General features: G+C 36.5%; 15 protein-coding genes and 2 pseudogenes. 11 read left to right on the forward strand and 6 right to left on the reverse strand.

Annotation, left to right across the window (positions count from 1 at the left end; translation table 11 throughout):
* Both KFD70_RS24690 and KFD70_RS24695 read right to left on the reverse strand, forming a co-directional pair.
* A pseudogene (locus tag KFD70_RS24690) lies at positions 1 to 363 on the reverse strand (IS4 family transposase); the annotation flags it as partial.
* A gap of 227 nt (positions 364 to 590) precedes the next feature.
* Positions 591 to 927 (reverse strand): annotated as a pseudogene (locus KFD70_RS24695) (IS6 family transposase); the annotation flags it as partial.
* A 405-nt stretch (positions 928 to 1,332) separates the two neighbouring features.
* Between KFD70_RS24695 and KFD70_RS24700 the strand changes: the two are divergent.
* Positions 1,333 to 1,545 carry a hypothetical protein gene (locus tag KFD70_RS24700; protein WP_336453858.1) on the forward strand — a complete coding sequence of 71 codons (213 nt, stop codon included), beginning with the start codon at positions 1,333 to 1,335 and terminating at the stop codon, positions 1,543 to 1,545.
* Positions 1,546 to 1,877: 332 nt separating this feature from the next.
* On the opposite strand, the gene KFD70_RS24705 is transcribed toward KFD70_RS24700, so the two are convergent.
* Positions 1,878 to 2,138, reverse strand: coding sequence for a hypothetical protein (locus tag KFD70_RS24705; RefSeq protein ID WP_336453857.1), 261 nt, complete (start codon positions 2,136 to 2,138; stop codon positions 1,878 to 1,880).
* Positions 2,139 to 2,561: 423 nt separating this feature from the next.
* Here KFD70_RS24705 and KFD70_RS24710 point away from each other — a divergent pair, with 423 nt between their 5' ends.
* The 3 genes from KFD70_RS24710 (at position 2,562) to tlp (ending at position 3,215) form a co-directional block, all read left to right on the forward strand.
* Entirely contained in the window at positions 2,562 to 2,705 is a 144-nt protein-coding gene (locus tag KFD70_RS24710) for an FbpB family small basic protein (RefSeq protein WP_174103775.1), read from the forward strand.
* Between the two features lie 43 nt (positions 2,706 to 2,748).
* The gene (gene sspN, locus KFD70_RS24715) at positions 2,749 to 2,883 is read left to right on the forward strand and encodes an acid-soluble spore protein SspN (protein ID WP_000527986.1); all 135 of its coding nucleotides are present in this window, start codon (positions 2,749 to 2,751) and stop codon (positions 2,881 to 2,883) included.
* A gap of 107 nt (positions 2,884 to 2,990) precedes the next feature.
* Positions 2,991 to 3,215: a small acid-soluble spore protein Tlp gene (tlp, locus tag KFD70_RS24720; protein ID WP_241816344.1), complete on the forward strand. Its 225-nt coding sequence runs from the start codon at positions 2,991 to 2,993 to the stop codon at positions 3,213 to 3,215.
* A gap of 15 nt (positions 3,216 to 3,230) precedes the next feature.
* Here tlp and KFD70_RS24725 read toward each other — a convergent pair whose 3' ends face one another.
* Positions 3,231 to 4,523, reverse strand: coding sequence for a glycoside hydrolase family 18 protein (locus tag KFD70_RS24725; protein ID WP_336453856.1), 1,293 nt, complete (start codon positions 4,521 to 4,523; stop codon positions 3,231 to 3,233).
* A gap of 109 nt (positions 4,524 to 4,632) precedes the next feature.
* Between KFD70_RS24725 and KFD70_RS24730 the strand changes: the two genes are divergently transcribed.
* Positions 4,633 to 5,052: an acyl-CoA thioesterase gene (locus KFD70_RS24730; protein WP_003199074.1), complete on the forward strand. Its 420-nt coding sequence runs from the start codon at positions 4,633 to 4,635 to the stop codon at positions 5,050 to 5,052.
* A 27-nt stretch (positions 5,053 to 5,079) separates the two neighbouring features.
* On the opposite strand, the gene KFD70_RS24735 is transcribed toward KFD70_RS24730, so the two are convergent.
* Both KFD70_RS24735 and plsY read right to left on the reverse strand, forming a co-directional pair.
* Positions 5,080 to 5,370, reverse strand: coding sequence for a HesB/YadR/YfhF family protein (locus KFD70_RS24735; RefSeq protein WP_336453855.1), 291 nt, complete (start codon positions 5,368 to 5,370; stop codon positions 5,080 to 5,082).
* Positions 5,371 to 5,478: 108 nt separating this feature from the next.
* Positions 5,479 to 6,075: a glycerol-3-phosphate 1-O-acyltransferase PlsY gene (plsY, locus tag KFD70_RS24740; RefSeq protein WP_336453854.1), complete on the reverse strand. Its 597-nt coding sequence runs from the start codon at positions 6,073 to 6,075 to the stop codon at positions 5,479 to 5,481.
* A gap of 226 nt (positions 6,076 to 6,301) precedes the next feature.
* Between plsY and KFD70_RS24745 the strand changes: the two genes are divergently transcribed.
* The 6 genes from KFD70_RS24745 to parE all read left to right on the forward strand — a co-directional run bounded on the left by KFD70_RS24745 (position 6,302) and on the right by parE (position 13,758).
* Positions 6,302 to 8,158, forward strand: coding sequence for an anaerobic ribonucleoside triphosphate reductase (locus KFD70_RS24745; protein ID WP_336453853.1), 1,857 nt, complete (start codon positions 6,302 to 6,304; stop codon positions 8,156 to 8,158).
* A complete protein-coding gene (gene nrdG / locus KFD70_RS24750; RefSeq protein WP_336453852.1) occupies positions 8,155 to 8,607 on the forward strand; it encodes an anaerobic ribonucleoside-triphosphate reductase activating protein in 453 nt (150 codons plus the stop codon). The genes KFD70_RS24745 and nrdG overlap by 4 nt, the downstream gene beginning before the upstream one ends.
* An 18-nt stretch (positions 8,608 to 8,625) precedes the next feature.
* Positions 8,626 to 9,303 carry a response regulator transcription factor gene (locus KFD70_RS24755; RefSeq protein WP_003199064.1) on the forward strand — a complete coding sequence of 226 codons (678 nt, stop codon included), beginning with the start codon at positions 8,626 to 8,628 and terminating at the stop codon, positions 9,301 to 9,303.
* Between the two features lie 382 nt (positions 9,304 to 9,685).
* The gene (locus KFD70_RS24760; RefSeq protein ID WP_336453851.1) at positions 9,686 to 10,930 is read left to right on the forward strand and encodes a S1C family serine protease; all 1,245 of its coding nucleotides are present in this window, start codon (positions 9,686 to 9,688) and stop codon (positions 10,928 to 10,930) included.
* A gap of 72 nt (positions 10,931 to 11,002) precedes the next feature.
* Positions 11,003 to 11,416: a CoA-binding protein gene (locus KFD70_RS24765; RefSeq protein WP_336453850.1), complete on the forward strand. Its 414-nt coding sequence runs from the start codon at positions 11,003 to 11,005 to the stop codon at positions 11,414 to 11,416.
* Positions 11,417 to 11,793: 377 nt separating this feature from the next.
* Positions 11,794 to 13,758, forward strand: a complete 1,965-nt coding sequence (parE, locus tag KFD70_RS24770) for a DNA topoisomerase IV subunit B (RefSeq protein WP_431613450.1) — start codon at positions 11,794 to 11,796, stop codon at positions 13,756 to 13,758.

Consider the following 13,758-nt stretch of genomic DNA (forward strand, 5'->3'; position numbering starts at 1 on the left):
CTCAAAGTAAGCAGAAAGAGAATGAGAAATCTTAGATAACCCTCCAATTTTAGCTTGTAGAAGTGTAATAAATACAGTTCGAAAGAAGGCTACAGAAGCCGAATTAAATCGTCGATTAAGTCCCTCTGGACTTAATAAAACTCCTGTTGAAGTTTCTAATTGACTACAAAGTTGAGTAAGAGAGGTAGTAGCGACCTGTTGATTTAACCATACACACAAAGATAAAAAATGATGCCCGTGGCATTTACGTTTTCGTTTCATGCCGCCTGCTTCTATAGCCAATTGATTAAGTGTAGCGGGAGACATATATCGATATAACTCTTCGGCAAATAAAGACAACTCTTGTTTTTGATGCATATTCATAAAAAGCACGTCACCCTTTCTCATTAATATAAGAGAATGGTAACGTGCTTTTAACTTCAAGAATAGTCCAAATCCTTAAGTTGATGGATGTGGGGTCCCACCCCATGCCCATCAACTTAAGAGTTGAGAATTACCCCAAAACGATAAAAATGAACTTCGGTACCAAAGATTTCCGTTTAGGGGGTACTTTAAAATCTTAGCTTAATGGTATGTATGGTGACCCCTATGAGAACTGTTGGTTCTCCAAAAACTTTCACTAATCTTTTCATAAACATATAGGCGGCTTGATGATCCTTTGTTTTACGAAGTTGTATCCTTCTTGATCAATCGCACGATCGAGATAACACCACTCTCCTTTCACCTTGATGTACGTCTCATCTAAATGCCAAGCATGGTGTGCAGTTTTGTTTTTTTTCTCCAAATTTGATAAATCAAATTGCCATATTCGTGCACCCAACGCATGATTGTTGTTGGATACACGGAAACTCAACGTTCTTTCAGAATTTCAGATACATCGCGATAGCTTAAAGAAAAACGATAATAGTAGCCCACGGCTACTATTATCGTTTTTCTTTAAAGTATCGCATTTGTGATTCTCCTTGTTCTTTTTTTCTAGAATGTAGCCTCATTTAGAAAAACTTTGCAACAGAACCTTAGGTGTCGTTTACAATTGTCCCATGTCTGATAATCAAGCGGCTTAATTCAAAAAAGTAAACCCATTAGGGTTTATTTCGTATGCAAATCTTTAAAGCATCTACATATAGACTTTCGAAAAAAAGAAACAATCTTGCTTATCATTGACGTTACATGAGCTTAGCTTGATAGCGATGTGGCGGTATCCCTTTTAGATAATAATCAAGAGCGTAATATAGAATGTATCAAAGTGGCTTTGTATGCTTAAAATATGAAGGATTTTTATATGCTAAATAATTATTCTTTTTCAAACAACAAATAAGGAGGACAAGAACTATGAAAGATACAAAAAGAGAACCATCTAACTCAAATATAAAATCAAAGGAAATTAATAATGGAGATGTATCAAGCAGAGTTACAGTGTTATCTTCTACTATAGATACATCTAGATCAGGTACACAAACTGTAACATATGCCGTTGAAAATGGATTTGATGAAAAAAATCCGATAAAAATTACAATTAATAATGAGTTTGATGAAAATAATTGATTAACATTTTGCTACATGTACAAATACAGAATCAATTAATAAGTGAGCTGGAAAGAAGAATCCCAGCTCTTTTTTCATTTTCAGGAATATATTTCAAAAAATATTGTTCATAATTAGAAAATGACTTCTCAGATTTGTTTGTATTGCTATTTTTATTAGGTTAGTAACGCGATAGGTATTGGATGATGTGAAATTGAATTCGGAGAGTCATAAAAGATTTTAAATTGGATTTGTCGGTTTTTAATTGAAATAAAAAGGCAAGCCGTTATTTGCGACTTAACCCTTTCTCTACGAGCTGTCGAATTGCTTCATTTCAATTTTTCAGATCAGTATCATATATCGTCTATTTGTTCTTCACTGAGATTGTGTGGGTATCTTCTTGATGCTTCAAATTCGATTCCAGGACTACTAGTTTCTGATATAACCCTTCCTAATTGATCATATCTGTATGCAACTTCTACATCGTTCTCATCTCTCTTCAGAAGTTCCTCACCATTTAAAAGAGAGTGTTCTTCGGTAATAGCGGATCTCATATAATCAAAATCAACCTCAATGGATTTAGAATTTGTAGCATTTTTGTTTTTATTACTCATTACATATCCTCCTTTAAAATATTTAGCATTATTACTTATTCACTTTGTAGCTTTAAATAGTCTTTATAACAATAATATCTTGCCCATATTATCTTATTAGATGTGGAAGTTCAATGAGTGAATTTATACTAAAAGTGGTATTTATATTAAAAGGGTCATGCAAATGGAAGAAAAATATATTCCCATCAAAAAGTTATACAAAAGTATTATTCTCATTTTCTCAGTAAACAATATAAATAAATATAGTGAAGTGGTAAGTGGATGGGAGTCCAACGCTCATATTATTAAAAGTAAGTATCTCTTAGCTTGATAGCGATGTGGCGGGACCACATAAAACATAAAATTTTCTTGCAAATCTGATTAAAGAGTTTTTCATTTGCTCATACTAACTAGTAAGAAAGAGAAGGAGAAAGGATGAGCAGCATGAGAAGAAGTCGTCGGAAATCATTTGAAGAACTTGTGAGGGAAAATAAAAGGCAACTATTAAGCGATCGTGATGCAATTGAACGGATTGAAGAGCGAATTGAAAAGCGTTATGAAATGCAACTTTTTAAGCAGGCTGAATAATTCTTACTACTAGTATGATACTAGTAGTAAGGAGGCGGTTATAATGGGTAATCCAAAAAAGAATTCAAAAGATTTTGCACCAGATCACATTGGAACACAGTCAAAAAAAGCTGGTGGAAATAAAGGGAAGCAAATGCAAGACCAGACAGGAAAACAACCGATTGTGGATAACGGTTAAAGAAAAGGAGAATGTTCTCATTCTCCTTTTCTTTATGTGCATACATAATCTAATTCGTTTTTGGAAAGCTAATATGGTATGTATATCTCAATTAGGAGGGAAATAGCATGACAGAGCAATATAAAGCGAATCCAGATGATCGAAGTGATAATGTAGAAAAATTGCAAGAAATGGTACAAAACACGATTGATAACTTTAATGAGGCAAAAGAAACTGCAGAGGTTTCGAATGAAAAAGATCGCGCTGCAATTGAAGCGAAAAATCAGCGCCGTTTAGAAAGTATTGATTCATTGAAAAGTGAAATAAAAGATGAATCTGAGTATAATGGGTAAAAAGGCTGACAGTTGTCAGCCTTTTTTTGTAATCAAGAAATTTTCCACGAGTAAGCGCCAGTTTTGCGGGAAAGGAAGCCCGATTTTCCAATAACTAATCCCGCGAATACCTTGTTCTTTTATTAAATTAAATTTACTTTGAACAGATCTAGCATCTTCAAACCATACTTCGTGCTGCACACCATTTTCATCAAAATAATTAAAGTGTGGTGCTTGTGCTGTGAAATCATAACGAATTGGCACATTATATTTACGAGCAAGTGCAACAGCTGCGACAGAACTCACTGCTTTTGCAGGAGGATTTCCTTCTTTAAAGGGAAGTTTCCAGTCGAAACCATATAAATTTTGTCCCATCATAATTTTTTGCGGAGGCATTTGAGATTTTGCATATTGAATTACCTGCTTCACGGGACCGATAGGAGATATAGCCATCGGTGGTCCACCTTGCCATCCCCAGTCATATGTCATAATAACGACAAAGTCGACAATTTCTCCCTGTGCTTTGTAATCGTGTGCTTCAAAAAATTTTCCTTTTTGCTGAGAACTCGTTTTGGGAACAAGTGTTGTACTTAATGTATATCCTTCTGGTAGTCTTGTTTTTACATTTCGTAAAAAACGATTGTATGCTTCGCGATCCTCTGGCGCAACATTTTCAAAATCAAAATGAATATCACGCATATTATACTTCTCAGCTGTTTGTAGAATATTAGTAATAAATTTGTTTTGAATGGTAGCACTCCGTAAAAAAATAGAGGCTAATTCAGCACTGAAATTGCCGTTTTCAATATTTGTAATCACGAGCATAGGAATCGTTTGACCTTGCACAGCAATTTGAGCAATTCTTGCAGTTTCAGTTGGTTCTTTTAAGGTTCCGTCGCGCAATGCTTCAAAGCTAAAATAGGCTAAATATGTGAGATAAGGAATAATAGCCCGTGTGGCATTCACTAAACTTTCTTTAATTGGAATAGTAGAAGGCTGCAAATAGGCAATAGATTCTATTGCTCGTTTTGAGCCTTTTGGAATGTATAACTGCTGGCCGACGTGAAGAATGGATTTTAATGACAAGTTATTTACTTTTGCTAAGCTCGCAAGAGGAACGTTATATGTTTGAGAAATTCGGTAAAGGCTGTCTCCAGGTTGTACGTAATAGTTATTCCCTTTCGTATTTACAATTAGTGCCTGACCGACAACAAGTGTTTCAGCTGGATTAAGTCCATTGTCTTTTACAATTTCTTCAGGTGTAGTGCCGTATTTTGACGCTAAGCTATATACGCTATCACCGCTACGAACGGTTACAATTTGAATCATATACTCGCTCCTTTCAGTAAAAAGATCCATCGTTTCTATTTTATTTTTGATTTCACTGTATTATGATTAAATGTATGCGAGGAAACAGAAGTGAGAAGGAGATTGTGATATGTTTGTAGCAGAACACGAAATTGAGATCCGCTATGCGGAAACAGATCAAATGGGTGTGGTGTATCACTCAAATTATTTAGTATGGCTGGAATTAGGGCGTACAAAATTAATACAAGAATTAGGGTTTTCATATATTGAAATGGAGAAAGAAGGCGTTATTTCTCCCGTATTAGATTTGCAAATTTCATATCGGAAAGCAATGCGTTATGGAGAAAAAGCAATTGTGAAAACATGGATTGACTCAGTTAGTCCACTTCGTGTTATTTACGGATATGAAATTTATAATGGTGATGGAGACCTTTGTATTACCGCTACAACAACAAATATTTGTGCGAAAAAAGAGGGTTTTCGTCCTGTATCTTTTAAGAAATTATATCCTGAGTGGTATGCGAAATATGAAGAAATTAAGAAAAAATAAAAAAGTGTGGCCCTGGGCCACACTTTTTTATTTTTCATAATTAAATTGAGGGAAGTCGTCACCGTCGTTAAGTGTAACGGATAAGTCATGTCCATCAAAGAACCATTCATCATCCGATTCAACGAAGAAAGTAATGCCTTCTTCTTGGATTTGAACAGCAGGGTGTGCAAGATCGTCTTTACGAATTCCTAAAGAAAGTCCTTTTTGAACAGTGCTACAACCACCATATTGTACGAAAAAGCGAAGTGTATCGCCAGATTGTAAGTTTAATTCATCTTTATACCAATTTACTGCTTCTTTTGTTACGGAAAGATTCATGTATAGTTCCTCCAAGTTATGTTGCTTTTTCTTTAGTATAAAAAATAACGCAAAAAGACGCTATTAATATGCTTTGCGTTTTCTTTTTGCGTTATGTGGGTCACAACCTTACTTTTGTTTCTTTGTTAAATTTGCTTTTGGTTCAGTTTTATTTATAATTCGTCCAATATTTGCACGGTGTCTATAAATAACCATACCAGCTAATAAACACATCGCAACAATGAAGATTTTATCCCCGTCAATAATTGATGCAATAACAGCTACGATTGCTGTTACCATAGAAGAAAGCGATACGTATCTCGTTGTAAATAGCAGGGTGAAAAAGACAACGGCTAATATTACAAAAATAATTGGCGCGTAGCATAAGAGTACTCCAGCAGAAGTTGCAACTGCTTTTCCGCCGCGGAATTTTGCAAAAATCGGATATACATGTCCAAGAACTGCAGCTAATCCAAACCAAAGGGGATGGATATCTAAGGCGAAAATTAACGGCAGTGCTGTCGCTAACGTTCCCTTTAAAATGTCAGCAATTGTAACGATAAAACCTGCTTTTTTCCCTAGCGTCCGAAATGTATTCGTTCCTCCTAAATTACCGCTACCATGCTCGCGAATGTCGATTCCGTAACCAATTTTTCCTACAACAAGTGCAAATGGAATCGAGCCAAGCAAATAGGCAACGATAAATAAAAGATATGTAATAAGCATAAGTTCAGTCTCCTTTATTCAAATGTGTTGATAAAGGGTAAAAAGAGTTTTTCCCGTATATTGTACCATACATTTGTAAAGAGCACATTTCTTTTTTGTAAATGAAAAATTCAAAGTTTCTTAAAAAAACTTTCACAGGAATGTTACATTTCTCACAGATTGATTAGAACTATATGTTGTATCATTTTGTTAGTGAATTAACAAGATATTGTTGGGGGTTTGAAAAATGATGAAACAAAGTGCGCGTGGAGAAGAATTAATAAAGATTTTTGAAACAATTGTCCACGGGAATGAGCAAGATTTAATGCAAGAAAATGCAAATGTTGACGGACGATCTCCAATGGGAATGATGGGAACATTTGCATCTGAGAGCGCCAAATATTATGCAATGGAACAGTTACTTTCTGAAGAAGTAAAAAAAGCAATCAATCAAAATATATTATACCCACATGATTTAGACTTTTATGCGACAGGTACGACAACATGTTCGCAAATTCCTTTAGCACAAATGCTTGAAAAAGGATTTCATACCGGGCATGGACATATGAGACAACCACAAGATATTAAAAGCGCGTTGGCGCTTTCTTCGATTATTTTTCAGGCAAACCAGAACATGCAGCACGGCGGTCAATCATTTGCCTTATTTGATATTGATTTAGCACCGTATGTGAGAAAAACATTTGAGAGAAATAAGAACAGATTAGGGGCGTATCCGTTAACAAAAGAGCAAGTAGAAGAATTTGCATGGAAGGAAACAGAAAACGATACGTATCAAGCTTGTGAAGCGTTTATTCATAATTCTAATAGTATGCATAGCCGGGGAGGTGGGCAAGTTCCGTTTATCTCTATTAACTACGGAACGGATACATCGAAAGAAGGAAGATTATTAATTAAGCAATTATTACGAGCGACGCAGGCTGGATTAGGAAAAGGTGAAACACCTATCTTCCCTATCCAAATCTTTAAGCTGAAAAAAGGTGTCAATTTTGAAGAGAGTGATCCGAACTATGATTTGTTTGAATTGGCATTAGAAACGACTGCTGAGCGGTTGTTCCCGAATTTTTCATTTTTAGATGCGCCATTTAATGCAGCGCATTATGATGGTCGTCCAGAAAGCGAAGTATGTTATATGGGCTGTCGTACGCGTGTTATGTCTAATATTCATGGGGAAGAGACCGCAATTGGAAGAGGGAACTTATCGTTTACTTCTATTAACTTAGTGAAATTGGCATTGATTAGCGGTTCAAAAGAAGCATTTTTTGAAGCTTTACATTATTATGTGGATCTTGGCATTTGTCAACTATTAGAAAGATTTGCTTACCAGTGTACCAAAAAGGCAAGAGATTTTCACTTTTTATATTCACAAGGAGTATGGCGGGGCGGAGAAAAACTGCATCCTGAAGATTCTGTTGCTGAAATTTTGAAACAAGGAACGTTAAGTATTGGTTTTATCGGTCTTGCAGAATGTTTAGTTGTTTTAACAGGAAAACATCATGGGGAAGATAAAGAATCATGGGATCTTGGAAATGAAATTGTGACCTTTATGAGAGAGAAGATGGATCAGGCCGCGGAAGAACACAGGCTGAATTTCTCTTTAATTGCAACTCCTGCGGAAGGATTATCAGGCAAGTTTGTGAAAAGAGATCGAGATGAATTTGGAATCATTAGTGGTGTGACAAACCATAATTATTATACAAATTCGTTCCACATACCCGTTTATTACCGGGTTCAAGCAATTGATAAAATACGTTTAGAAGGGCCATTTCACGCACTTTGTAATGGCGGACACATTACGTATATTGAATTAGATGGAGCGGCAGTTCATAATCAAAAAGCATTAAAACAAATTGTGCAGGCAATGGCAAAGTATGGAGTAGGATATGGATCAATTAATCATCCAGTTGATCGTTGTAAGTGCTGTGGTTACCATGGGGTCATCGAAAATGAATGTCCAAGTTGTGGAAACGAGAATGAGAATGAAATAGAACGGATTCGCCGGATAACGGGATATCTGGTAGGAGATATGTCGAAATGGAATAGTGCAAAACGCAGTGAAGAAGCGGATCGGGTGAAGCATAAATGAAAGTAATGAATATTATTCATGATAGTGTTGTAGACGGGGAAGGGTTGCGGACAGTCGTATTTTTTGCGGGCTGTCCGCATCGCTGTTTAGGGTGTCATAATCCTAAGTCGTGGAACCTTTGTAATGGTACTGAAATGACTACAGAAGAAATTATAAAAGAGATTGCTAAAAATCCGCTTACTGATGTAACATTTTCAGGTGGAGATCCATTTTTTCAAGCTACTGAAGTGAAGATGGTAGCAAAAGCGGTAAAGGCTTTGAAAAAAAACTTATGGATTTACACAGGTTATACGTTAGAAGAGATACAGAGTTCTCAAAATAATGATATGATAGAATTGTTACATTATGGAGATGTTCTGGTCGATGGAAGGTTTGAACTTGAAAAAAGAGATTTAACACTTCCATTTCGCGGAAGCTCCAATCAACGTATGATTCGATTGAAAGAGTAAAAAGGCGGGATAGGTCAGATGAATAAAACGGTATTACTTGTTGAAGACGAAAGAAGATTACGTGAAATTGTTAGTGATTATTTTCGCAATGAAGGTTTTGAAGTGATAGAAGCTGAAGATGGAAAACAAGCGTTAGAATTATTTGCTGAACATACAATTGATTTAATTATGTTAGATATTATGTTACCAGAAATAGATGGTTGGTCTGTTTGTCGCCGCATTCGAAAAGAGTCAGCAGTACCAATTATTATGCTTACAGCACGTTCTGATGAAGATGACACATTGCTAGGCTTTGAGCTTGGGGCTGATGAGTATGTAACAAAGCCTTTTAGTCCAAAAGTATTAGTTGCGAGAGCGAAAACTTTGTTAAAGCGCGCTGATGGGGCAGTAGGGGTGGCAGAAGAGAATGCACTTTCTATGGCAGGAATCGATGTGAATCGTCTTTCGCGTACAGTATCGGTAAACGGAGAAGAAATTATATTAACACATAAAGAGTTTGAACTTCTTGTTTATTTAATGGAGAATAAAGGAATCGTATTATCACGCCAACATTTATTAGATCAACTTTGGGGATATGATTATTATGGTGATGATCGTACTGTCGATACACATATAAAAAAGTTGCGTAATAAGTTAGGTGACAAAGCAAAACATATCGGAACTGTCATTCGAGTTGGATATAAGTTCGAGGAATAGTTCTTAAATACTATGTAATACAAATTGAAAAAACGATAGAAAATCTTTCTTTTTGGTTGGAAGAGAGGATTCGCCCCCCATGGCTAAAAGCGGTCAAATCCTTTTTTAGCCCCATGCCCAAGTAGAAAACAGAGGGAGGAAACGAGTGAAGGTCTCCTTCTGTTCTTCGCAGCAGCAACTTATATGTTGAAAAAATATATAAGTTGGGAATATAGTACATTTACACTCTCTTTTGTAGATGAAAATGTACAAATTATAGATTTTTTGTCTACAATAATGAATAAGAGTATTTTTTTAATTGGATTTCACGATGAGTTCACAAGAAGGACACAAAATGTGACTATACTGAAAATACGAATTCAGCAGAGAGGGGATAGCAATTATGGGATATTATGACGGACCGAATATGAATGAAGAGCATAGTGAAACGAGAGAAGTTAGAAAATCAGGCAGCAAAAAAGGATATTTTTTCACTGGTTTAGTTGGAGCAGTTGTCGGAGCGGTTTCGATTAGTTTTGCAGCTCCGTATATGCCATGGGCAAATGGAAACGGGACAGCTGTTTCATCGCCATTATCTTCTAATTCAAAAGTAGAGGGAACTGTGGTTCCTGTTGTAAATAAAACAAAAGGTGAAACAGATCTACCTGGTATGATCGAAGGAGCGAAAGAGGTTGTTGTCGGTGTAATGAATATGCAAAAAAATATTGATCCATTTGCATTGCAGCCGACAGGACAAGAAGAAGCCCAGGCTGGATCAGGATCAGGTGTAATTTATAAAAAAGCTGGGAATAAGGCTTTGATTGTAACGAATAATCACGTAGTAGATGGAGCAAACAAGCTTGTAGTAAAACTAAGTGATGGTAAAACAGTGGATGCAAAATTAGTTGGGAAAGATCCTTGGTTAGATTTAGCTGTTGTAGAGATTGATGGATCTAATATAAATAAAGTAGCAACGCTTGGTGATTCTAGTAAAATTCGCGCGGGTGAATCTGCAATTGCAATTGGGAATCCATTAGGTTTTGATGGCAGTGTGACAGAAGGAATCATTAGTAGTAAAGAACGTGAAATCCCGGTTGATATTAATGGTGACAAACAGCCAGATTGGCAAGCGCAAGTTATTCAAACAGATGCAGCAATTAACCCAGGGAATAGTGGCGGCGCATTATTTAATCAAAATGGTGAAGTCATTGGAATCAACTCTAGTAAGATTGCGCAGCAAGAAGTAGAAGGAATTGGTTTTGCGATTCCAATTAATGTGGCAAAGCCAGTTATTGAATCTCTTGAAAAAGATGGAACGGTCAAACGTCCAGCAATGGGAGTTGGGGTGGCATCGCTTGAAGATTTACCACCGTATGCATTAGGGCAATTAAAGTTACCAAAAGATGTTACAAATGGCGTTCTCTTAAGTAAAATTTATTCCGTTTCACCAGCTGAAAAGGCAGGACTTGAGCAATATGATGTTGTTGTAGCGTTAGATGGACAAAAAATTGAAAATGCGCTTCAATTCCGTAAATATTTATATGAAAAGAAAAAAGTAGGCGACAAAATTGAAGTTACATTCTATCGAAATGGTGAAAAAATGACGAAAACAGCTACATTAGCTGATAACTCTGCTGCGACGAATTAATAAAGAAAGTCTCTTTCGTGTTGAAAGAGACTTTCTTTATCGGCTATACTAAAGGAATAGGAGGGATTTACTATGACAATTGAAAACCCAACTCGTACGGAAATTGGTGAAGTATTGAAAAATAGCAAAATTATCGCGGTTGTTGGATTATCCGACAAACCAGAACGTACATCATATATGGTTTCAAAAGCGATGCAGGATGCAGGATATCGTATTATCCCAGTAAACCCGGTCATAGATGAAGTGCTAGGGGAAAAAGCTGTTCCGTCATTAAAAGATATTAAGGAGCATGTTGATATCGTTAATATATTCCGTCGTTCTGAATTTTTAATGGACATTGCGAAGGAATTTGTAGAGATTGATGCGGATATTTTTTGGGCACAATTAGGAGTACAGGATGAAGATACATATAAATTTTTAAAGGAAAAGGGCTATACTGTTATTATGGATCGTTGTATTAAAGTAGAACACGCCATGACACGGTAGTATAGACAGTGTAAACGAAAGGTTGATTCAGCTCAGAGGGAATTACTTGAAAACTGGGCAGATGAACGAGGTGTTCATCATGAGATTTTTTAAAGGCTGTTTTTGGGGATTGCTACTTGTTATCCCATTTTGGATAATTGTCATTTGGCTAATTGCCAAATGGTGGAGTATGTAATTTGGAATACATATCCATTTCTCGTTGACAAACGATTATTTTTCTGAAATAGTAGCCTAGAGGAATCCTTGTGAAAAAACAAGGATTTTTCTATTGAAAATGGTATATAAAAGACATAACATAACTTGCCAAAAGTATGGTTAAGGCGTTATTCTATAATAGAAACATATGTTCTGATTTGATTAGGAAAGGGGCAAGGAGTTTGGCAAAGCATCAGTTTCAATATAACGAAGATGCAATTCAGGTGCTCGAAGGCCTTGAAGCTGTTCGAAAACGCCCAGGTATGTATATCGGGAGTACGGACAGCCGTGGATTGCATCATTTAGTATACGAAATAGTAGATAACTCCGTTGATGAAGCATTAGCGGGATTTGGCGACGAAATTTCTGTCGTAATACATAAAGATAATAGTATTAGTGTGATTGATAAAGGGCGCGGGATGCCTACGGGAATGCATAAGCTTGGAAAACCTACACCTGAAGTGATTTTAACTGTACTTCATGCAGGAGGTAAGTTTGGACAAGGCGGATATAAAACAAGTGGCGGTTTACATGGTGTTGGTGCATCGGTTGTTAATGCTTTATCAGAGTGGCTCGTTGTAACCATTAAACGTGATGGGAATATATATGAGCAACGTTTTGAAAATGGCGGTGTTCCTGTAACGACACTAGAGAAAATCGGGAAAACAAAGCAATCTGGAACAACGATGCATTTTAAACCAGATCCATCTATTTTCAGTACAACTAATTATAACTATGAAACGTTATGTGAGAGATTGCGTGAATCTGCATTTCTGTTAAAAGGTATGAAAATTACTATAAAAGATGAACGAAATGATTTAGAAGATATTTTTCATTATGAAACAGGAATTGAAGCTTTTGTTTCTTACTTAAACGAAGAAAAGGATTCTATCCATCCCGTTGTATACTTCGCTGGTGAACAAAATGGAATTGAAGCAGAACTTGCATTTCAATTTAATGATGGTTATTCAGAAAACATCCTTTCATTCGTAAACAATGTGCGTACGAAAGATGGTGGGACGCATGAAGCTGGATTTAAAACGGCGATGACGCGTGTTTTCAATGAATATGCGCGTAAAGTCTCATTATTAAAAGAAAAAGATAAAAACTTAGAAGGTACAGATATCCGCGAAGGGTTAGCAGCAATTGTTTCTGTACGTGTGCCGGAGGATTTACTGCAATTTGAAGGTCAAACAAAAGGGAAGCTTGGTACAAGTGAAGCCCGTTCATCTATAGATGCAGTTGTTTCAGAACACTTAGCGTACTTTTTAGAAGAAAATCCAGATGTAGCAACTCTTCTTGTGAAAAAAGCGATTAAAGCAGCGCAAGCGCGTGAAGCAGCACGAAAAGCAAGAGAAGAAGCGAGAACTGGTAAAAAGAAAAAACGTTCGGAAGGAACATTGAGCGGGAAGTTAACACCTGCGCAGTCACGTAATCCACAAAAGAACGAACTATATTTAGTAGAGGGTGACTCTGCTGGTGGTTCTGCAAAACAAGGTCGTGATCGCCGTTTCCAAGCAGTTTTGCCACTCAGAGGTAAAGTAATTAACACGGAAAAGGCAAAACTAGCTGATATTTTTAAGAACGAAGAGATTAATACGATTATTTATGCAATTGGCGGTGGTGTTGGAAACGAGTTTGTAGTCGAAGATATTAATTATGATAAAGTTGTAATTATGACCGATGCTGATACAGATGGTGCGCATATTCAAGTGTTACTACTTACATTCTTCTATCGTTATATGAAGTCGTTAATTGAAGCGGGTAAAGTGTTCATTGCTCTTCCACCTTTATATAAAGTAAGTAAAGGAAAAGGAAAAAGCGAAGTAATTGAATACGCATGGTCAGATGAAGAGTTAGATGATGTGACGAAAAAAGTCGGTAAAGGATATATGTTGCAGCGCTATAAAGGTCTAGGCGAAATGAACGCGGATCAGTTGTGGGAAACAACAATGAATCCAGAGACGCGTACGCTCATTCGCGTGAAAATCGATGATGCAGCAAGAGCTGAACGCCGCGTTACGACGTTGATGGGTGATAAAGTAGAACCACGCCGTAAATGGATTGAGCGAAATGTACAATTCGGTATGCAAGAAGAAGGAAATATTTTAGAAAATGAAATGATTATGGAGACGGAGGTGGAATAA

The sequence above is a fragment of the Bacillus pfraonensis genome, from assembly GCF_050768835.1.
Classification (GTDB): domain Bacteria; phylum Bacillota; class Bacilli; order Bacillales; family Bacillaceae_G; genus Bacillus_A; species Bacillus_A pfraonensis.

Excerpts from the sequence above, each read along its gene's own strand:
- sspN (WP_000527986.1), top strand. The coding sequence starts at position 2,749 with ATGGGTAATCCAAAAAAGAATTCAAAAGATTTTGCACCAGATCACATT.
- KFD70_RS24710 (WP_174103775.1), top strand. The coding sequence starts at position 2,562 with ATGAGAAGAAGTCGTCGGAAATCATTTGAAGAACTTGTGAGGGAAAAT.
- KFD70_RS24765 (WP_336453850.1), top strand. The coding sequence starts at position 11,003 with ATGACAATTGAAAACCCAACTCGTACGGAAATTGGTGAAGTATTGAAA.
- plsY (WP_336453854.1), bottom strand. The coding sequence starts at position 6,075 with ATGCTTATTACATATCTTTTATTTATCGTTGCCTATTTGCTTGGCTCG.
- KFD70_RS24700 (WP_336453858.1), top strand. The coding sequence starts at position 1,333 with ATGAAAGATACAAAAAGAGAACCATCTAACTCAAATATAAAATCAAAG.
- tlp (WP_241816344.1), top strand. The coding sequence starts at position 2,991 with ATGACAGAGCAATATAAAGCGAATCCAGATGATCGAAGTGATAATGTA.
- KFD70_RS24725 (WP_336453856.1), bottom strand. The coding sequence starts at position 4,523 with ATGATTCAAATTGTAACCGTTCGTAGCGGTGATAGCGTATATAGCTTA.
- KFD70_RS24735 (WP_336453855.1), bottom strand. The coding sequence starts at position 5,370 with ATGAATCTTTCCGTAACAAAAGAAGCAGTAAATTGGTATAAAGATGAA.
- KFD70_RS24730 (WP_003199074.1), top strand. The coding sequence starts at position 4,633 with ATGTTTGTAGCAGAACACGAAATTGAGATCCGCTATGCGGAAACAGAT.
- KFD70_RS24760 (WP_336453851.1), top strand. The coding sequence starts at position 9,686 with ATGGGATATTATGACGGACCGAATATGAATGAAGAGCATAGTGAAACG.
- KFD70_RS24745 (WP_336453853.1), top strand. The coding sequence starts at position 6,302 with ATGATGAAACAAAGTGCGCGTGGAGAAGAATTAATAAAGATTTTTGAA.
- nrdG (WP_336453852.1), top strand. The coding sequence starts at position 8,155 with ATGAAAGTAATGAATATTATTCATGATAGTGTTGTAGACGGGGAAGGG.
- KFD70_RS24705 (WP_336453857.1), bottom strand. The coding sequence starts at position 2,138 with ATGAGTAATAAAAACAAAAATGCTACAAATTCTAAATCCATTGAGGTT.
- KFD70_RS24755 (WP_003199064.1), top strand. The coding sequence starts at position 8,626 with ATGAATAAAACGGTATTACTTGTTGAAGACGAAAGAAGATTACGTGAA.